The 20,149-nt window shown below is 39.2% G+C and carries 19 protein-coding genes; 11 read left to right on the forward strand and 8 right to left on the reverse strand.

Annotated features, from left to right (window positions below; all coding sequences use genetic code 11):
• Positions 1-100 precede the first annotated feature (100 nt).
• The 5 genes from Q5760_RS01985 (at position 101) to Q5760_RS02005 (ending at position 8,202) form a co-directional block, all read left to right on the forward strand.
• A complete protein-coding gene (locus Q5760_RS01985; protein WP_428910611.1) occupies positions 101-754 on the forward strand; it encodes a response regulator in 654 nt (217 codons plus the stop codon).
• Positions 744-1,205 carry a GAF domain-containing protein gene (locus tag Q5760_RS01990; RefSeq protein ID WP_428910612.1) on the forward strand — a complete coding sequence of 154 codons (462 nt, stop codon included), beginning with the start codon at positions 744-746 and terminating at the stop codon, positions 1,203-1,205. Before Q5760_RS01985 ends, Q5760_RS01990 begins: the two co-directional genes overlap by 11 nt.
• A 1-nt stretch (position 1,206) precedes the next feature.
• Positions 1,207-2,934, forward strand: coding sequence for a PAS domain S-box protein (locus Q5760_RS01995; protein ID WP_428910613.1), 1,728 nt, complete (start codon positions 1,207-1,209; stop codon positions 2,932-2,934).
• A gap of 1,041 nt (positions 2,935-3,975) precedes the next feature.
• Positions 3,976-6,432 carry a beta-glucosidase gene (locus tag Q5760_RS02000; RefSeq protein ID WP_428910614.1) on the forward strand — a complete coding sequence of 819 codons (2,457 nt, stop codon included), beginning with the start codon at positions 3,976-3,978 and terminating at the stop codon, positions 6,430-6,432.
• A gap of 243 nt (positions 6,433-6,675) precedes the next feature.
• On the forward strand, positions 6,676-8,202 hold the full coding sequence (locus Q5760_RS02005; protein WP_428910615.1) for a right-handed parallel beta-helix repeat-containing protein: 1,527 nt from the start codon (positions 6,676-6,678) through the stop codon (positions 8,200-8,202).
• A 334-nt stretch (positions 8,203-8,536) separates the two neighbouring features.
• Here Q5760_RS02005 and Q5760_RS02010 read toward each other — a convergent pair whose 3' ends face one another.
• Positions 8,537-9,391, reverse strand: coding sequence for a malate synthase (locus Q5760_RS02010; RefSeq protein WP_428910616.1), 855 nt, complete (start codon positions 9,389-9,391; stop codon positions 8,537-8,539).
• Positions 9,392-10,130: 739 nt separating this feature from the next.
• Between Q5760_RS02010 and Q5760_RS02015 the strand changes: the two genes are divergently transcribed.
• The gene (locus Q5760_RS02015) at positions 10,131-10,436 is read left to right on the forward strand and encodes a monooxygenase (protein WP_428910617.1); all 306 of its coding nucleotides are present in this window, start codon (positions 10,131-10,133) and stop codon (positions 10,434-10,436) included.
• A 66-nt stretch (positions 10,437-10,502) separates the two neighbouring features.
• Here Q5760_RS02015 and Q5760_RS02020 read toward each other — a convergent pair whose 3' ends face one another.
• Together Q5760_RS02020 and Q5760_RS02025 are read right to left on the reverse strand one after the other, a co-directional pair.
• Positions 10,503-11,636 carry an NADH-dependent flavin oxidoreductase gene (locus tag Q5760_RS02020; protein ID WP_428910618.1) on the reverse strand — a complete coding sequence of 378 codons (1,134 nt, stop codon included), beginning with the start codon at positions 11,634-11,636 and terminating at the stop codon, positions 10,503-10,505.
• Between the two features lie 56 nt (positions 11,637-11,692).
• Complete coding sequence (locus Q5760_RS02025; protein ID WP_428910619.1) at positions 11,693-12,235, reverse strand: NADPH-dependent FMN reductase; 543 nt, start codon at positions 12,233-12,235, stop codon at positions 11,693-11,695.
• A 363-nt stretch (positions 12,236-12,598) separates the two neighbouring features.
• On the opposite strand from Q5760_RS02025, the gene Q5760_RS02030 reads away from it, so the two are divergent.
• Both Q5760_RS02030 and Q5760_RS02035 read left to right on the forward strand, forming a co-directional pair.
• On the forward strand, positions 12,599-13,450 hold the full coding sequence (locus Q5760_RS02030; protein WP_428910620.1) for a VOC family protein: 852 nt from the start codon (positions 12,599-12,601) through the stop codon (positions 13,448-13,450).
• A gap of 17 nt (positions 13,451-13,467) precedes the next feature.
• A complete protein-coding gene (locus Q5760_RS02035; RefSeq protein WP_428910621.1) occupies positions 13,468-14,529 on the forward strand; it encodes an LLM class flavin-dependent oxidoreductase in 1,062 nt (353 codons plus the stop codon).
• 85 nt (positions 14,530-14,614) lie between these two features.
• Here Q5760_RS02035 and Q5760_RS02040 read toward each other — a convergent pair whose 3' ends face one another.
• Positions 14,615-15,370 (reverse strand): IclR family transcriptional regulator, encoded by a 756-nt coding sequence (locus Q5760_RS02040; RefSeq protein ID WP_428910622.1) that lies wholly within the window; start codon positions 15,368-15,370, stop codon positions 14,615-14,617.
• Positions 15,371-15,628: 258 nt separating this feature from the next.
• Between Q5760_RS02040 and Q5760_RS02045 the strand changes: the two genes are divergently transcribed.
• Both Q5760_RS02045 and Q5760_RS02050 read left to right on the forward strand, forming a co-directional pair.
• Complete coding sequence (locus tag Q5760_RS02045) at positions 15,629-16,570, forward strand: aldo/keto reductase (RefSeq protein ID WP_428910623.1); 942 nt, start codon at positions 15,629-15,631, stop codon at positions 16,568-16,570.
• Positions 16,571-16,789: 219 nt separating this feature from the next.
• The gene (locus tag Q5760_RS02050; protein ID WP_428910624.1) at positions 16,790-17,083 is read left to right on the forward strand and encodes a hypothetical protein; all 294 of its coding nucleotides are present in this window, start codon (positions 16,790-16,792) and stop codon (positions 17,081-17,083) included.
• A gap of 104 nt (positions 17,084-17,187) precedes the next feature.
• On the opposite strand, the gene Q5760_RS02055 is transcribed toward Q5760_RS02050, so the two are convergent.
• From Q5760_RS02055 to Q5760_RS02070, 4 genes are all read right to left on the reverse strand, one after another.
• Complete coding sequence (locus tag Q5760_RS02055) at positions 17,188-17,685, reverse strand: GNAT family N-acetyltransferase (RefSeq protein WP_428910625.1); 498 nt, start codon at positions 17,683-17,685, stop codon at positions 17,188-17,190.
• 129 nt (positions 17,686-17,814) lie between these two features.
• Entirely contained in the window at positions 17,815-17,955 is a 141-nt protein-coding gene (locus Q5760_RS02060) for a hypothetical protein (RefSeq protein WP_428910626.1), read from the reverse strand.
• Between the two features lie 44 nt (positions 17,956-17,999).
• Positions 18,000-18,161, reverse strand: coding sequence for a hypothetical protein (locus Q5760_RS02065; protein ID WP_428910627.1), 162 nt, complete (start codon positions 18,159-18,161; stop codon positions 18,000-18,002).
• 192 nt (positions 18,162-18,353) lie between these two features.
• Entirely contained in the window at positions 18,354-19,226 is an 873-nt protein-coding gene (locus tag Q5760_RS02070) for an AraC family transcriptional regulator (RefSeq protein ID WP_428910628.1), read from the reverse strand.
• Positions 19,227-19,501: 275 nt separating this feature from the next.
• On the opposite strand from Q5760_RS02070, the gene Q5760_RS02075 reads away from it, so the two are divergent.
• Entirely contained in the window at positions 19,502-20,104 is a 603-nt protein-coding gene (locus Q5760_RS02075) for an SAM-dependent methyltransferase (protein ID WP_428910629.1), read from the forward strand.
• Positions 20,105-20,149: the final 45 nt, after the last annotated feature.

Consider the following 20,149-nt stretch of genomic DNA (forward strand, 5'->3'; position numbering starts at 1 on the left):
AGATAATAATAGTGGAAATAAGGGATTAGCTGATCGCAATCCCTTTTTTATTTTAATATGAACTCATAATTAATTGTGAACGAAAATAGGGGGAACTGGCTTGATTAAAATCTTACTTTGTGACGATCATGCCGTTGTAAGAATGGGTTTGAAAATGTTGTTAAATAACAATAAAGATATTGAAGTAATCGGAGAAGCCTCTGAAGGAGATGAAGCCATTCATCTAGCACAGGAGCTCAAGCCAAATGTGGTTATTATGGATTTAAGTATGCCTCACGGAAAGGATGGTTTAACTGCAACAGGGGAACTTAAGAAACTTATGCCTGAAGTAGCCATCCTTATTTTGACCATGCATGATGATGAAGAGTATTTATTTCGGGCCATTCAAGCAGGCGCTTCAGGATGTATTTTAAAAAGTGCACCACAAGAAGAACTATTGGGTGCTATTCGCTCAGTTTCAAATGGAAATGCTTACTTGCATCCTTCTGCAACGAAAAGATTAATGGAGGAGTATATCGGAAGTGTAAAACAGGGAAATTCTGATACCTTTCATCTTTTATCTGATCGAGAAAAAGAGGTTCTAACATTAATTGCAAAGGGATTTTCTAATAAAGAAATTGCCGAGAAGTTGGTTATTAGTGTGAAAACCGTTGAAACCCATAAAAGCAATCTCATGGAAAAGCTTCAAATGAAAACAAGACCGGAGCTTGTAGCATTTGCTTTAAAAAAGGGGTTATTAGGTTATGGAATATAAAGATTGGGGTCATGAGAGAACCGATTTTCATCCTAAGAAGTTTTGCGAGAAAGTATTAATTGAAATAAATTGTGATTTTGTTGGTCTTGCTTTGCAAAATAATGATGGACCAGATGTTAAATGGCACTATGCTGCCGGAAACAGTAATAATAAATATATGAGAATTACAGTCCGTTACGGAAAAGGAATAGCGGGAAAAGTAATAGCAACAGGAAGTCCTATGATAGTTGAAGGTTTTCCTCAGCAGATTTTGGGTAAACCGCTTGAATATCCGATTATGTTGGCGGAAAAACTTGTGACTGCTTTTGCTGTTCCTATCCATTTTAACAGTCTTCCAAAAGGAGTTTTATTAGTAGGAAAAAGGACAAATCAGCCTTTTTCTAAAAGTGAGCAGCGTGCAGTCCTAAAGGCTGCGAAATATTTGGAAGAGAAGATGGTTAGGGGGATGTAAAGTGGAAAGGAATACACATTTTATCAAAGGGAATAAGTTTAATTCCGATTCCAAAGATGCAACTTTTTTAGTCAATGAACTTGGTATCATCTCTTATGGGAATAAATTAGCATGTGAAAATTTTGGGTATACAGAAAATCAATTAAACGGAAAAGGATTTTCTGAATTGATGCCGGAAGCAAACCTTTGGGAAACAGAGGAAGGTAAGGTCATACATCAATATGGAAAACATCGGGACGGACATACCTTTTCACTGTTCTTTAGATTAAATTCCTTTATCCTTGGAGAAACGCTTTTTTTCCTTATTGTCTTCCATCATGTAAAAGATCAGTCCCGATTAAATAAGCATCAATCCTATCCGTTGAATGAATTTGTGGATTTGAATTTTGCTTTGGATGAATCAACCATTGTCGCCTTTACCGATGAAAGAGGTAAAATTAAATATGTAAATGAAAAGTTTTGTGAGGTCTCTAAGTATGCTGCTAAAGAATTAATTGGCAAGGATCATCGAATCATAAATTCAGGATATCATTCAAAAGAATTTATGAGGGACCTCTGGAAAACCATTTCAAGCGGAAGAATTTATCGGGGAGAAATAAAAAACAAGGCAAAAGATGGCAGTTATTACTGGGTAGATACGACGATTGTTCCGTTTTTAGATGAAACTGGAAAGCCATATAAATATCTTGCCATTCGTAAAGAAATTACAGAATACAAGCAAGTTGTAGAGGAGTTAAAAAGTTCATTACAAGAGCTGATGGACATTAAGTTTGCTCTTGATGCCTCTTCCATTGTGGTCATAACAAACAAATATGGAACAATCACTTATGTAAATAAACAGTTTTCCCGAATATCCAAGTATACCGAAGAAGAATTAATCGGGCAGGATCATCGCATTATTAATTCTGGTTATCATTCAAAAGAGTTTTTCGGAGAATTGTGGAGGACCATTGTTAAGGGAAAGGTTTGGAATGGCGAAATCAAAAACAGAGCAAAAGATGGTACTTATTATTGGGTAGACACCACCATTGTCCCATTTCTAGATGAATGGGGGAAACCTTACCAGTATCTGGCAATTCGCCATGAAATTACTCAGCGAAAGAATGCCGAAGAAGAACTTAATAAAATGATGACCAAAATGATTGATGTACAGGAAGATGAACGGAAACGCATCTCTCGTGAGCTTCATGATGGTATTGGACAAAATCTTTACAGTCATCTAATTACCGTTAACAGGCTTCAGTCTGAAATAAGCCATCCTCTATTAGATCAGATGCAGGATGAAACGACAAAAATTATTGAGGAACTTAGGGACCTTTCGTGGGAACTGCGCCCATCCGTTTTAGATGACCTAGGCTTAATTCCGGCGATACGATCTTATCTCATCCGATTTTCAGATCATACTCAAATCGATGTTCATTTTGACTGTTATTTAAAATCTAGGCTTCATTCAAATAAAGAAGTTACGATTTATCGTATCATTCAAGAAGCATTAACAAACATTCGAAAATATGCCCAAACAGAAGAGGCCTCTGTCACGATTCGGGAAATGGAGGAAGAAATCCGTGTGGTAATAGAGGATTTTGGAAAAGGTTTTGACATAGAAACCATCTCTCGAGGTGTGGGAATATTTAGTATGGAGGAAAGAACGAAAGCTGTAGGAGGAACACTGAGCATTAATTCAATTAAAGAAAAGGGAACAAAGATTATCTTGGAGATTCCTATTTAAAGGTATAATTATTCTGGTCCAACGGGAGCTTTATTCTATTCCATTAATGAAACAACATGAGTGAACTTGGGTTTGAGGCAATGCCCTGCTGTTTTTGTAAAATTGCATTTTAACGATATCTTTACATGAATATTATTAATAAATGAAACACCCATTGTCCCCGCCTTAAGGGTTCCGTTTTCGGGTGCTTTCTTATTAAAAGGCGTATGAATTGGCATACGTCTTCTTTATTTATCTAAGTTTCTACGAAACTTTTATTAACTTACAACATCTGTTACTTGTAACTAAGATAAGGGTCCACACATTTCGATTGGGGATCAGGTTAAGCACCCATCCTTATAATATAGAGGGAAAAATTCCACTTAATAAAAAACTAATATTAAAAATGGCTTAAATAGACGAAGAGAGTCCGTCTGTTGACTAGAAAAATTCGAATATGGGGGATTTTGATTTGCATAATCGGAAAACCTCCTCCTATATACCACGAAACTAGCTCCATTTTTCATCTACCCGAAAAGTCTCCGCTTATTTTACTTTTGCTGGTTACTCAATAAAGGAATCTTATTTAAAAGGCAGTGGGTTTTATACAAGAGAACGTCATCTTTGGTCGCCTCACAAGTAAGTGAGGTTTTTCGACAAAATTATACAAATAAGGTCAATAACTATTTCATTTATTACACGCTTCCTTCGATTGGATTTTAAAATCTTGTTGTAGTAAGAACTTCTTTACTAGATAGAATTTCTTACATGATGTTTCAGAATAATGAAGTGCAATGCCCATTTAAACTGATTGATCCTTGGATATTTACATGGAAAGTCATTGATGGCTGCAGAGTTTTAATGTCACTTTCAGGACTATAGGGGCACAACTATTCTCGTGTCTTTTGTTACCGTTTTTTAATCAACCGATTATACGAGTGCAATATTTTATCTGTATACTAGCATACTAGTCTGGTAGTGAGGAAGTGATGAAGATGATAAAACGAATTATTTCATTACTAATAGACAATATACAAATAGATTAGGAAGGAAGATATTAAGTTGAAAAAACGAATTACTTTAATTTTTTTAACAGCAATCATCTTCATGTCTTCGTTAGTCATTCCTGTTAGTGCAGAGAACGGTGGAACGGAAGGGTCTCTCCCTTGGATGAACACCAAGCTCTCTGCTGAGGAACGCACCGAGCTACTTCTCGATGCGATGACGATGGAACAGAAGATACAGCAAATCGCTATCTCGCGCTTCAATGAGAACGACACTGGTGACACGGTCGTCATCAACAAGGGCGGTACTAGCAAATACCAGAATGGCGAATTTGCGCCCCAAGGTACCCTGCCCGGATGCGAGTGGCAGGACACTGGTCGACAAATCCGTGGGATCGAGGAACTCGGTATCCCCACAATCCGTATGACCAACGGTGGTACGGGTGTGAAGGGTGGATCATGTGGCAATGACCCGGTGGCGACTGGTCTGCCATCCACTCCAGCTATGGCAGCGACCTTCGACCGCGAGTTGAACTATGAGGTCGGTCGAATTCTTGGCGAAGAAACACGCGCTTTCGCGCATCACGTGTTACTCGGACCAGGTATGAACCTTATTCGCCATCCGTACGGTGGTCGTAACTATGAGTACTTCAGTGAGGACCCATACCTGACTGGTATTCTGGCGACCGAGCAAGTCAAGGGTATACAGGATCAAGGGGTACAAGCTCAGCTCAAGCATCTTGCTGGTAACGAGCAGGAGACCGAGCGTTGGACGATGGGTGTTCAGGTTCCTTCAAAGGCCATGAACGAGTTATATATGCTACCATTCGAGATGACTGTCAAAGATGCTGATCCAGCTTCTGTGATGTGCTCGTTCCCGGATGTTAATGGTACCTATGCCTGTGACAGTTCTGAACTGCTACAAGATGCACTAAGGGATAACTGGGGATTTGACGGTTATGTTATGAGTGACCGTCGTGCGATTCACGATACGGTGGCTGCTATCAAGGCGGGCACGAATGTTGAGCTCGACTGGGCACCGCAATACTACACTCAAGAGAAAATCCAGGAGGCACTTGATTCAGGTCAGGTGACTGAGGATGACATTGACAATCTACTTCGTCCGCGATATATCAAAATGATTGAGTACGGCCATATGGATGAGCCATACGATAAGTTCTTGCCTGAGATTGTCGATCCGATGGTTAATGGCGCTAGCGCACGAAAGATAGCCGAGGAAGGATCCGTGCTATTGAAGAACGATAACGGCTTCTTGCCACTAGATGGCGAGCCGAAGTCAATTGCACTAATCGGCATCGAGTGGTTTGCTGGTGAGGCTAAGATGTCTCCACGCTCCGTTCGTGATAACAATGAGAACGTTGTGACCCCTTACATGGTCACACCACAAGAAGGTTTAGAAAATGTTATCGAGGAACTAGGCTACGATACCGAAGTGACGTACAACGATGGACGTGACCCAGAGGCCGCAGCAAAACTGGCTGCTGAGTCGGACGTCGTACTTCTCATGGTCGGTGACAACCCACATGAGACCGTGGACCGTGATACACTAGGCTTCCCAGCTATCGACCTTGACAAGGACAAGGAACGAGAGGATTGGGTAGAGCAGGAGCCGCTAATCGACGCGGTTCTAAAAGCGAATGCGGAGAACACTGTTATGGTTCTGAAGACCTCTGGTATGGTGCTTATGCCGTGGTTAGATGAGGTCCCTGCAGTACTACAAGCGTGGTACCCAGGCATGGAGGATGGAAATGCCGTTGCAAACTTACTCTACGGTAAAGTCAATCCTTCTGGTAAATTGCCTATGACTTTTGGTGCCACTGAGCGTGAGGCAGCTTACGCAACCGAGGTACAGTTCCCTGGAACCCGTCAAGACACCGGTAAGCCAGGTGGTCCGGGTCCTTATGGTGATGGTTCCGATCAGTTAATTGCTCAGTATACAGAGGGCCTTGAGATGGGGTACCGCTGGTACGAGGCTAACAACAAGAAGCCGATCTTCCCATTCGGTTATGGACTGTCATATACAACTTTCGAATATGATGATCTCAAGGTGAAGAAAGTTCGCGGTAAAGGAAAAGGCAACAACGGCTCATTGTCTGGTATTGAGGTATCCTTCACTGTCACAAACACCGGTGATGTTGCTGGTAAAGAAGCGGCACAGGTCTACTTGACTCTACCAGACGAAGCAGGACAGCCGACTAAGCGTCTTGTTAACTTCGAAAAGGTTGATCTTGAGCCTGGTGAGAGTGAGCGAGTTACTGTACAGATTAACCAAGCTGACTCTAACCATCCGTTCTCCTATTTCATTCCGGAAGAGCCGGATAACCTTGCGAACTGGGCTGACGGTGAGTGGGAAACTGTTGATGGAAAGTACCGCGTACATGTCGGTGGTTCTTCGGCAGACACGCCACTAGAAAAGGACGTCCCATTGAACTTCAAACTAAGTAAGGACAAAGGAAACGGAAATAATAGTAATAAAGGAAACAAAGGGAAATAATAGAAACAATAACTCCCAACGTTAAACCTTTGGACATGGGATGACGACTGTGACCCGGTAGGGGTCGTCAAGCATCCCGAAGATAGTGAGCCCGCGGGCTCGGCATATCAAGCCGAGGTCCGTGGGCTCACTGCTTTTCCTCGATGATTTCATAGGTAATAATGAGACGAGAAAGGAGTCAGGAAGGATGTGAAAAGTCTGATGAAAGAATCCATTCGGAACAGCCGGAGAAGTTCGGCACATATGTGGTGGGCGATCCTCGTTCTAGTGGTCCTCTTGACCGCGTGCACCATCGAACGATCTGACAGTCCTGTAGAGGGCAATAACGTCGAGAGATCCAACAGGTCGATAAAGAGCGATAACCCCGAGGGATCCGATAGTCCTGTAGAGGGCGATAACACTGAGGGATCAGCACCGTCCGAGCACGGAGACTGGGAGGCCCCCGGCTTGGTGGATCGGTCCGGCGCACCGATCGAAGTGCAGAAGCCAGGTCCGGTCACTGGTAGAAGCTGGGACGTTACGGACTTCGGTGCAGATCCAGATCCAGACTCACACGACGATGCACCAGCCATCAGGAAGGCACTAGATGCTGCGGAGCCAGGTGATGAGGTCGTGATGCCGGCCGGCACGTATGACCTGCGCTCCATTGACCCAGCCGACGGGTCGACGAACATCGTGTTACGCAGCGGCGTGGATCTGCGTGGCGAGGGTCAGGAAAAAACTGTTCTGCTGACCTCCCTCGACGGTGAGGATAACAGTCGGGTGATTCGTGGCTCCGGTGTCTACGATGTCATTGTCGCTGATTTTACCATTTCCTCCCGTCATGAGGGACCACTTGGCGACGATCCCGACAACAGAAAAGCGGGTGGAGGTCCGATGTATGGGATTTACATCGGAGCCAAAGAAGGGAAGGCTAGCTCTCGAGTCCTTGTGGAGAATGTAGGTATCCGCAAGTTCGAGAGGCACGGGATCTCTGTTAAGGCCAGCCGTGAAGTGACCCTCTCTGGAAACCATGTCAGTGAGGCAACTGCCGTCGGTCCCGGTGGACAGGGCTACGGAATTGCAATCGAGGGCTCAGCGAATCAGCACGATCCGGATGCCACCAACGATTCCCGGCATAATGTTGTTATCGGCAATACCTTTGATGGCAAGCATCTGCGGCATGCCATTCTGCTGCAGTTCCCCACTCATAACAATCTTGTGGCGGAGAACACGATTGTCGGCAGCCATCTTGACGCCATCGACCTGCACGGCGAGGGTGAATACCTGAACGAGATCCGGGACAACACGGTCATTGGAGGGAAGCGGGCAGGTATCGCACTGGGCAACTCCGGTGGAACCAAGAACAAGCACGATGCCTCAGGACCAGGAAACTGGGTACACTCCAACAACCTGATTGGAAACCGCCAGGGAATCCTTGTTATCCTGGGGACTCCTGACACCCTCATCGAGGACAACAGGATCACCGCCGGGGAGGATTCGAAGGTTGGAATTGAACTCCGTAATGCACCGGGTACGGAGTTGTTCGGTAATCACATTACTGGAGGGACTGACGGGTTCTGGGCCATCCGGCTAAGTAAAGACCGTGGTACTAACGGACGGGGTAAAGGGATCCCATCGGGCATCAGGATCGAGCATAATGTCATTCGACAGACTGCCAATGGTATCAGGATTGATGCTGGGGAGGACCTCAGTATGGTCCAAAACGTCGTCGAGGGCATCGACGAAGTCGAGATGAGGGTGGCCGATGAAATCGAGATCGAGGAGTAGAGCCAAAATCAAAAAGAAATACAGCGAACGATAGCACTCATTTTCCTTGTTTGAGAGTTGAGTATTTAAGTTTATTTTATAAACATCATGCTGATTTTAAAAGGTCACGAGTAATTCTCGTGACCTTTTTTGACCTTATTAATCCGTCTTAACTGGCAGTACCCCCGTTCATCAAGGTGCTTAGAAATGATGAAAAGTAGGTAGGAGAAACACTTCAAGTAAAGATCCCAAAAAATGAACACAGACTAAAAACACCTTTCGGCAACGTCTGTGTGTAAATATTCTTGTATGAATGTTTCAACAACTGAGCGCATCTTAGCGGCAAAGGTTTCAATTATATCCGCGTTAATGCACCGGTAGGCTCTGGTAATTCTTCTTTTCTGATTTGATTCATGATACAAAAATGGTCAAAAAAGCTCTGTGCTAGTTCTTGTTCTTGCATGTCACTTCTTAAAGAAACAATATCACGTAGAATTTGTGCTACCCATTCATTATCAAAATAACGGTATTTACCTGTATTCCAAGTCATGCTATGTGGGGATTTTTCACTAACATAGTATTTCCAGAAGAGCAACTTATTGGATTCCTCTTCTGTAAGTTGTAGTCTGTATTCTGAATGAGCAGGAATATATCCATCCTCACAAAACTTACCGATAAAATCTTCCTTCACCATATATAGACCTATGATACGTCTGTCTTTTTCAGGGATAGCGGAGTCTCTTGCTGTTAAAAGGCAAACACTATTTTTATATAAACGAGTAGGTTTTTTTGGCTTTCCTTTGTTAGTACCACTATTTATTGTGCCAGTGAAAATATTCCACTCTGTAAAAACCTTGCTTAGCTCTTCGGAGTCACACCAAAAAACCATTTGTGATTGGGAATGAAGTTTATGATTCTTCATAAGTTTTTCATGTTCCGAGCGAAGTTGCTGTTCTTTACGTTGTTGTAGTTTTCTCTCTTCTATTATTTGTTCTTGCTTTTCTCGTTCCATTTCCTTTTTTTGTATAACCTTTTCAAGTGAATGAGCAACACTTTTATCATGAAGCTTTAAGTATTTTCCAAATGCATCGGGAAAAACGAACTTTTTATTTTCCGTAGCAAAATTTATTTCTATGACAGAACCATCATGCTTTACAACATTTCCCTCTCCAAATCGCTTGTGCGTTACTTCTTTATTAATTAGATTCATTCCTTTAGTCCTCCTTGTTTTGCTTAAAGTTGGTTCACTCTATTAGAGTCACTTGTTAGCTACGTTTAACTAACTTTGAGATTAAATCTTTTATTGTTTGAAGCCGAACTCTCTTTGATTTGAAGATTGGATATAAAAAAAGCATCCAAATTCTTTCTGCAAAAGATTACATAAGAATTTGAATACGACCTTTAAAATAATAGCTTTACTATTACAGTAACATATTTTTAGAAAAAACACAAATTTGTTATTGACAATATAATTTTATGTGATGTAAAATTAAGGATTATTTTGTTGCAAACATCTACGTTTATTATAAAAATGCTATATGAAAAATAGTAGCGCGCCTTATTTTTTCCTCTTTCTTTTTCCAAAAGCTCAAATGATTGTTTTGCATATTTGGTCATTTTTTTCGCGAAATGTGTTAGGTTTTGCAAAAAACAACTTTATTTTATGCGGGATTAGACTTCAAGTAGATTTATGTGTACGGTGCCAATCTTTAATAGGGTATTTTATTTCCACTGCCACTTTTTAAACATTTTCCTTAAAGTGTTGTATAAACAACAAATCTAGAGATCTATTGGTATTAATGATTTTCATTATGAATTAAAATTTAATGAGGAAACAAATAATAGATGTTGGATCATCTGATATTCGTTCTTATTCTATTTAAGAAGTATCAACAGATTGTTTCAAGTCAAGGTGCTCAAACTACATCTATAAATAAAGGAGAATAACAATGGCATACGTATTACAAGTTGATTTTAAAATGGATGGACCATTTGGAGATGAAATGGCAGAGGCGTTTTCTGATCTAGCTAGAAGTATCAATGAGGAAGAAGGGTTTATTAGGAAAATCTGGACAGAGAGTCCTGAAACAAATGAAGCGGGTGGAATTTATCTTTTTGAAACAAAAGAAACCGCTGAACAATATTTTGATATGCATTCTAAACGATTAGCGGGCTTTGGGATAACGAATGTCAATACAAAAATCTTTGCTATTAACGATAAACTTACTGAGATCACTAAAGGGTTGGTAAAGTAATTAACTAAAAATAGTTAACAAAAAGATATATCGATACTAAAAAAGTAGCTCGTTAAGCTACTTTTTTTAGTATCGTTGTACAGGAAACCAACCTTCAACTTCTAAAATTAATCTCCATAAAGGAGTTGGGATAACTGCTTGATGCTGATCGTTTTGAGTTAATTGTTGAGAAATGGTTCCTTCTTGATCATTCTTTACTTTTTCTACCCAGTGGGGATCAACAACAAGTGCTCGTCCAATGGCTACAAAATCTGTTTTACCCTTATCTAATAAGCGTGCAGCATCATCAGGAGTATGAATACTTCCAACCCCAATGACTGGTACACGACCGTTAATATGTTGGGAGATTAATTCAGTACGTGATTTCTCACTGACGATCCCTCGCCGTGGTTTTGCCCAAGCGTTTGTTGTCGCAATATGAATATAATCGAGATTCGCTTGAATTAATACATCCAGTAACTCAAAGGTTTCTTTCATCGTAATTCCTGGTGTTTCCGGTTCTTCTGGTGAAAAACGATAGCCGATTAAGAACGGCTTTGTGGCATACTTTTTAATCACACGCTTCACTTCATCAATGAGTTTTATTGCAAATAAATAACGATTCTCAAATTCATCCTTTCGCTGATTGGAATGAGGTGATACAAATTGTTGAAGTAAATAACCTGTTGCACCGTGTAATTCCACCCCGTCAAATCCGGCTTCAATTGAGCGACGTGTGGCCTCACCAAATTCTTTTATGATTTCATATACTTCTTCTGTTGTTAATGCACGAGGTGTTTGCTCAACGCTATAAAATCCACGATCTCCAAGAGGAGTAACGGCACTCGCACTTACGGTTTCACCATTTGGAATAAGCCTTGGCACAGCTAAACGACCGCCATGATAAAGTTGAACAACACCTTTAGCGCCACCAGAGTGAATGACCTGTGCTAATTTGGAAAGACCTTCAATGGTTCCATCATGATCAATCCCCATTTGTCCATCAAAACCTTTTCCGTTTTTTGAAACATAGGCACACGCTGTAATAATTGTCCCGACACCATTTGCTCGTTCTTTGTAATAATCAAGTTCTTCCTGGGAAACATAATCATTCTCGTCAGAAGAAAAAGTAGTCATGGGCGCCATCATAAGTCGATTTCTTACATGAACACCACTTTTAAATGTAAAATCTTGAAAAAGTTTTTGGTAGTTTTCCTTCATTTTTTATTCTCCTTTTAAAAACACCTCTTCATGTGTTTGAAGAGGTGCCATATTCATTAAATGTATTGTTTCATCCATTCTTGGAAGTTTGCGATCACACTGTCTAAGAAGGCGATGGTTTCTTCGTCCGTTAAGTTTCCTTCTGCATCAAATTTCTCATGTACGGCACCGACATATACTTCATTTCCACCAAGAACTGGAGAGTTAAGTCCAGCAGCAAATAAAATATCACGCAAATGCATTTGTGCTTTTACTGAACCTAAAATACCCATAGAAGATCCCATAATAATGGATGGTTTTCCATTCATGACTTTGTCTACACGACTTAACCAATCAATTGCATTTCCCAATACACCTGGAATCGAAGAGTTATATTCTGGAGTTACCCAAAGAACGGCATCAGCTTCTTTGACTTTTGCTTTGAAATCAAGAACTTCTTGTGGTGCATCTAATTCAATATCTTGGTTGTACATTGGCAGTGGAGCTAAGTCTAAGATCTCGACTTCAAATTGATCAGCATAACGTTTTTTAACGTGTTTTGCCAGTTGTAAATTATATGAATCTTTACGAATGCTTCCTACGATAGCTACGACTTTCATGTTGTTGACCTCCAAAGGTTAAATATTGACGAGGGAATCTATTAAATTGGCTTTCTCTTATGAGAAACGACTACTTTAATCGCCTCGTTCTTCAAAAGTATAGATGTTTTATACGGTATTCTCAAAAAATAGTCATTGAGTTTCATTATTTGAAACCTTGATGACAAAACTTGTGAATGTTACTTCTTTTTGTTTAATAAAATAGAGAATGATTGTTTCAAATCTTCTTATCTTAGTAACGGAAAATAAAAAGTTTTGAATTGTAATCTTTATATTAACGAACTCATTTCTGCTAACATGAATTTGATGGGAAAGGAAATGATATCAATCATAGGAAGAATGCATTCTAGGAGGAATTGATTAATGGGATTTCATATGAAACCAACTACATTTGTAGGACATGTCAAAATTAAAGTGCAAAATTTGGAACGATCCATAACGTTTTATGAGGAGGTCATCGGTTTTAAGATTTTAGAAAGAACATCGTCATCGGCTAGGCTTACAACTGATGGGAAAACAAGCATTCTATCACTAGAACAACCTGAACATGTAGTTCCAAAACAAGGGAGAACATCGGGTTTGTATCATTTTGCGATCCTTTTACCAGAACGATCCGATTTGGCTAATATTGTCGTTCATTTTAGAGAAAAGGGAATTCGTTTCGCAGCTTCCGACCACCTAGTAAGTGAAGCGCTATATTTATATGATCCAGATGGAAATGGAATTGAAATTTATACAGACCGCGATCCTTCTAAATGGAACTGGATCGATCATGAAGTAGAGATGACAACGATCCCACTCGATATTGAAAATTTACTAATGTGTCAAGTAGCAGGTCAGTCGTGGAGCGGGATGCCAGAGGGAACGGTAATGGGGCATATCCATTTACATGTTTCAGAGTTAGCAAAGACGGAGGAATTCTATGTGAAGGGTCTTGGATTTGATGTGGTGAATCGATTTGCTGGTCAGGCGCTTTTCATGTCTGATGAAAAGTATCATCATCATGTTGCCGTAAATATTTGGAATGGAGTTGGAGTTCCAAAGCCACAAGAAAATAGTGTAGGACTTAAAGCTTTTACCCTTATTTATGCAAACGAAGAAGTACGTCAAGAAGCGATCGATGCTTTGCGGAGAATGGGGGCTATGGTTACCGAAGAAAAAAATATATTTATCACCCATGATCCTTCTGGAAATACCATTGAACTTGCTGTTTAAGTTGGGAGGGAACCATATTGAAACAAGGAAATGATAGTGAATTTGAAATCGGAGTATACACACTTGCAGATATTGGACCAGATCCTCATACTGGTCAAACAGTAAGTGCTAAACAAAGAATAGAGGAAATCATCAAAGCTGCCCAGTTAACGGATGAGGCTGGATTAGATGTTTTTGGAGTCGGGGAACATCATCGACTTGATTATGCTGTCTCATCTCCTGCGGTAGTTCTGGCAGCAATCGCCAATTCAACAAAACGGATTAAATTAACTAGTACGACAAGTGTGTTAACTACACTTGACCCCGTTCGCTTATTTGAAGACTTTGCGACTTTAGATTTGATTTCAAATGGTCGCGCTGAAATTTTAGCTGGGAGAGGGGCATTTATTGAATCATTTCCTCTTTTCGGATATAACACTGATGATTATGATGAACTTTTTGAAGAGCATATGGATTTGCTTTTACAACTGAATGAAAATGAGAAGCTTACTTGGTCAGGGAAATTCCGTTCTTCTTTAAACAATGCCGATATTTCTCCGAGACCACTCCATGATCAAATCCCTGTTTGGATTGGTGTTGGTGGTACGCCTGAGAGTGCAGAACGTGCGGGTAGATTCGGAGTGGGAATGGCGTTGGCTATTTTAGGTGGCGATCCAAAACGTTTTAAACAGCTTGTTGACATTTACCGTCAAGCAGGTACGGAAGCTGGTCATACACCAGAAGTATTGAAAATAGGTGTTACAGGGCATGCCTATATCGCCGAAACCACGCAGAAAGCAAAAGATGAGTTTTATCCGTACCATTCGAATTATTGGTACTACTTGAATCGACAACGAGGATTTGGAAGGAAAATGTCTAGGGAAGAATTTGAACAAATGGCCAGTCCTGATACTGCATTGTTTGTAGGGAGTCCAGAACAAATTGTTGAAAAAATCCTAAAACAACATGAGTTATTTGGTCACACTCGTTTTCTTGCTCAAGTAGATATTGGAGGATTACCTTTTAATAAGGTGGCGAAAAATATTGAACTATTAGCAACAAAAGTAGCACCTAAAATCAGAAAAGCAATAAGCAAATAGAGAATAAGGAAAGTTTTATAAAAAGCTTTAGACCCAGTCTTTTATACGGGTTCTAAAGCTTTTTTATACATCTAAAGCTTCTTAATTAGAGAGTTTTTTCAATCGTTTCGATTTCCTTCGTAATGGTCTCACTGCCCATATTTAACTTTTGGACAATGCTTTTTAAATTGCCGCGTGAAATTTGTTCTGCTGGTGCTGCAATCGCTAATGCTGCAATGACTTTTTTACGCCGAAATACTGGGACGGAAATACAACGGATCCCAACAATTCGTTCCTCATCATCGAATGCAAAGCCTTCTTGACGAATCACCTTTAAATGATAATGAAAGAGTTGAGAGTCTTGGAATGTATTTTCTGTTGCGGGTTCTAGCGACATTTTATTGAGTAAAGGCACTAACAATTCTTCATCTAAATGGGCCAAAATGACTTTTCCTAAAGCCGATTGATGTAACTTTGAACGATTTCCAATTTCCTCATTTGCTGACTGATCAAACGGTGCATGTATGACCTGAGTCATGACGAGATCTGTACCATCCACTTTGCCTAAATAGGTACTCATTTGTAAATTTTGTGCAACTTGATAGATGGTGTGTAAAGAGGCCCAATCCTTTTCAGAACGCTTTTCAAAATGGTTATTAAACATCTTATAATTAAAGAAATATTGGGTATGTATTTTGAAGATATAGTTCATCTCTTCTAACGTTGTTAATATTCGAAATGCCGTAGATTTACTGAGCTGGAGTTGATCCATCACTTCTCTTAACGTAATTCCTTGATACTGTTTGACTAATTCTAAGACAAGAAGCCCTTTTTTCAGTGTTGATACTTCATTGTTTGCCATTTGCTCACCTCTTCACTAATATATAAAGTTATATATGAATAACCTCATCATAACAAGTATTGGTTTCATTATTTAATGGATAAGACTGTAATTAAATATAAACACATTCATTTAATAATTGGAAGTGATGGGCTTGCGTTGGTCGGGGGACGAGTTTTATCTAATAAAGTTTCATTATATGAAACTGAAACAACATAATTTGTGGATTGTATTTTCAGTTAATATGATAAAGCTAATGAATGTAAGGAGGAAATGACAATGAACTATACAACATTAAAAAAGACCGACCTTAAAGTATCGGAAATTGGACTTGGCACCAATGCGGTTGGTGGGCATAATTTGTTCCAAAATTTAAATGAAGCAGATGGAATAGACCTTGTAAGAGCCGCATTGAATAATGGCGTAAACTTTATTGATACAGCTGATATTTATGGTCTAGGTCGATCGGAAGAATTAGTAGGTGAAGTATTAAAAGAATTTAAACGAGAGGATTTTGTGGTTGCGACGAAGGGGGCTCAGAACTTTACGAATCTAGACGATGTAAAAACGGATAACCGTCCAGAGTATTTAAGAGATGCGGTTGAGAAAAGTTTAAAAAGATTACAACTAGACTATGTAGACTTGTATTATCTACACTTTCCAGACAATGAAACGCCATTTGCAGAATCAATTGGTGAATTAGCTCGCTTAAAAGAAGAAGGAAAAATTCGCGCTATTGGGATTTCAAATGTTTCCCTTGATCAATTAAAAGAAGCGAATGCTCATGGTGATATATCCGTCTTACAATCACCATATAACATGTTGGACCGTTCGGCTGAAGCTGACTTATTACCATATTGTGTTGGAAATAATATATCCTTCATCCCTTATGGACCATTAGCATTTGGGTTGCTAGGTGGAGGTTTTACAAAAGATTCTAAGTTAGATTCACAGGATTGGCGTAATTCTGTTCCATTATTTGAAGGTGAGCAATTCCAGCGAACACTTGAAATCGTGGAGAAATTAAAGGAAGTAGCGATACAAAAGGAAACATCGCTTCCAAATTTAGCGCTGGCTTGGTTACTTGCGCAAGAAGGCGTGGATGCAGTGATTCCAGGAGGTAAAAAGAAAGAGCGCATCCTGGAAAACATTCAGGCGAGTGACATTATTTTATCTAAGGAAGATTTAAATCGAATTCACGATATTTTAAATAAAAACTAATTTACTGCTTTTTCGGCAATAGCAATAGCTTCAGCTTGAGAGAATGGTATTTTTAGTGTTATTACTATGTTAGGCTTCCCACAAGTTATAAAACTTGTGGGAAGCCTTTTATAATTTAAGGATATTGAGGATAGTTTCAATAACTTGATTTAGGACAATTTTTTTTCACAGTAAATTCGTTAATCTATAGATAAATAAAGATAGAAAGAGGGAGTTTATATGTCAACATTAACATTTTCAGAAGAAGTAAATGAGCATTTTCCATTATTAGCGCAATACACTCCTGTATTAGTGAGAGTACATGGTAAAAATCATCCGGAATTGGCGCAAGTGCGAGATATTTTTACGGAAATGAATACTAAAGTACAAGAAAATATTCTAGTAGATTTATCAACAGAATTTAACGAGTTACGTAGAATTACAAATAATTACTCTATTCCAAGTGATGGATGCGAAACGTATGCTGCGACTTATCAAATGTTAAAAGCTGTTGATAAAGCGTATCATTCATAATAATGGTTGATAAGAGGATTTAATATCTTATAGTAAAAAGACCCTTCCAATCTAAAGTCGTGATTAGGAGGTTCTTTTTTTGTATCAAAAAGAGAGTAATAGAATCAATGCATATCCTTTGTTAATTTAACCATGTTATACCAACTAACTCCACCATGTTTGGATTGGGAAAGACCATGGTTCACAAACCCTAATTTTTCGTAAAAAGGGACTAATTCTTGCTTGCATGTTAACGTGATGCCTTCTCTTTCATGTTCGATAACTAGCTCTTCCATTTTCCTTACTAACATTTTTGCAATACCTTGGTTTCTTGCTTGTTTGGCTATTGCTAAACCTAAAATACTTTGATATCCCCCTTTTTTCGGATTTTTCTTGATTTCCGTAAAAAGGTCGTCGGTGATATATGGTTGATTAATAACGGGTCCGTTGATATATCCGAGGATCTCACCATTTTTTTGAGCAACAATAAAGGAATCCTTGATCAGCTGAGTCCTCTCTATGAAGGCTTCCCTTGTAGCAGCCTCTTCTGCGGAGAATCCTTCATTCTCGATAACTAATAGTTGGTTTAAATCGGTTTCTTGAACATTTCTAAAAAGAATCATTTTGTTAAAACTCCATTTCTTACTAAGTATACACTTATCTTAAAGTAAGTTTTGATGTGTGAAAAGGGGGCAGTCCCCTGCGTGGCGTTAATATTTTAACGGATAAGAAGGAGGCTGACCCCAAATGTTTTAGGAACCATTCTTTAAATTTTGAAGAACGGTAGGCATTTTCTTTATATGTTCTTTTGTATCTTTTTCGTGTTGTTTCTTACGATCAGTACCAGGTGAATTAAATCTTGCGGCATCCATTCCATCGATAATATTCGTCATATAGGATCCTCTTTTCGTAATTTTTATAAGGCTTTAAAAGAACGTCAAAGTCCTCCGCAATTAGTTGGGTTTTCATTTACCTGTTTGTTTTCCTTTGTCTCATGAGTAACCGACTCTAACCCATATCCAGTTGAGCTAATTTCTAATGTTTCGCTTTTTTCTCTGTTTTTTATCAGTTCGTTTAAATTGTTATTTTCTTTTTCCATGTCGATCCTCCACTAAAGTTAATATCGTTACATGTTTATCGTTCGCGATATTACAGTGTTACATACTTGAAATTATGGCCTAAAAAGATTAATGGTATAGGATGTGTTGGGGAATGTTAATAGTGGGTTGGAAGCCAATATTGATGAACATAAAAAAAGAGCTGTTTACACAGCTCAGTAACTAAATTTTATCTATTTTTTCAATACAGGTATCCAAATTTCACTCTTTACAGTTGGTGATGTTAAATCTTTGCTTTTAATTGATAATATTTCAGGTCCTTCCGTGACTTGATAGTTGGAAGATGGAAACCACTCCGAATAAATTCTTCCCCAAGTTTCCTGTAGGGAACTAGGAAAAGGTCCAGTTATTTCGAATACAGCCCAAGTTAAGGCTGGAACTTCAAGCTTTGTAAAGTTTTCAGGGAATGCTTGTGTGGTTGCAACTCCGATATACTGATCCAGTTCTCCTTTTTCCTCCATGCGTTCCTCAGAAAAGTTTGTAGATGCTTGTATAATCCCTTTAGGTTCAACATTAGAAAGTTCTATTAATTGCTCTATTTTTTCCATCGTTAAAGATTTCCACATGGCTGTAATTTCTGGGTTTTCTCCTTCAAAAATAATGGGAACTCTTTTCATGATTCCAATGATGTTAAAAGCCTCTTTTTGTAGGATTCGATAATCCATTTCATTTCCTCCTTTAATGGTTAATTGAAAGGTCATTTGTGGATAGGCTTTTAAGGATGGTCCATTATTTCTTGCTTCCGATGGTGTTACACCATGTAAGTTTTGAAAAGCTCTCGTAAAAGAGTCGGGTGAATTGTAGCCATATTTCACTGCCATATCAATGATTTTTATATCACTATTTGTCAGTTCAGATGCAGCTAAGCTAAGTCGTCTTCTACGGATGTATTCCGATAATGTAATCCCAGCTAAAAAAGAAAACATCCTTTTAAAATGATATTCGGAACAATGAGCAATCCTCGCCACCTTTTTATAATCAATTTCTTCTGTAAGATTTTCCTCTATATACCTCATTGCCTCATTCATGCTTTTAAGTAAATCCATTATATGACCTCCATTCACCAATAGCATAACAGCTGTTGGATGTGTCCATCCGACATTTTGTGCACGATTTTGTCGGTTTCATATTAACCGATTTTGACCTAGTTTCCAATAAATGGATGGTGCCTGGCACCTCATTTATGTAAGTTCATTTGCTTGTTAGTTGACTCTTTAATTGGATAATATGATGGAAGGGAAGTGTTCTTCGGATCACGACTATTGCTATTAAAAAAGTATTTACGGAAAAAACTTGAAATAAAATGAAAGGTGGTTATTTCATGAATCCCTGGCATTCACGATTTCAATCAGAAGATTATATTTACGGGAAGAAACCAAACGTATTTTTAGAAGAGATTCAGAAGAAGCTTCAATTGAGTGGTAATGCGTTGGCTATTGCTGAAGGGGAAGGGCGCAATGCTGTATTTTTGGCTGAGCAGGGAATGAACGTAATGACTTGGGATTATGCGGCTTCAGGGTTAGAAAAAACGAGAAAGCTAAGTGAAGAACGAGGAGTAAGCGTGCAAACGGAATTGGTTGACTTGAATGACGCAAATTGGGAAAAAGATCAATGGGATGAGATTGTCTGTATTTTTGGTCATTTTTCTGAAGAATTACGAAAGAAAACCCTTTTAGGTGTTAAGGATGCAGTAAAACCTGGAGGCTATTATATCTCGGAAGTTTATACAGAGAAGCAAATTGCTTATAACAGTGGTGGTCCTCGTGGCGTAGGTCTACTATATAAGCCTGAGGATTTTCTGCAAGTATTTGCAGATTGGCGAATTGTACACTTTTTCATGGGAGAAGTTGTTCGCGAAGAAGGAGAACTTCATAATGGGTTATGTCATGTCATTCAGTTTGTAGGACAAAAACCTATCGAATAGTTGGTTAATTAATGAAATTTATAAAGTAAGTGAGACTTTCATCAT

Origin of the sequence: Niallia sp. Kr1 (genome assembly GCF_050389805.1) — a bacterium.
Classification (GTDB): Bacteria; Bacillota; Bacilli; order Bacillales; family Cytobacillaceae; genus Bacillus_BD.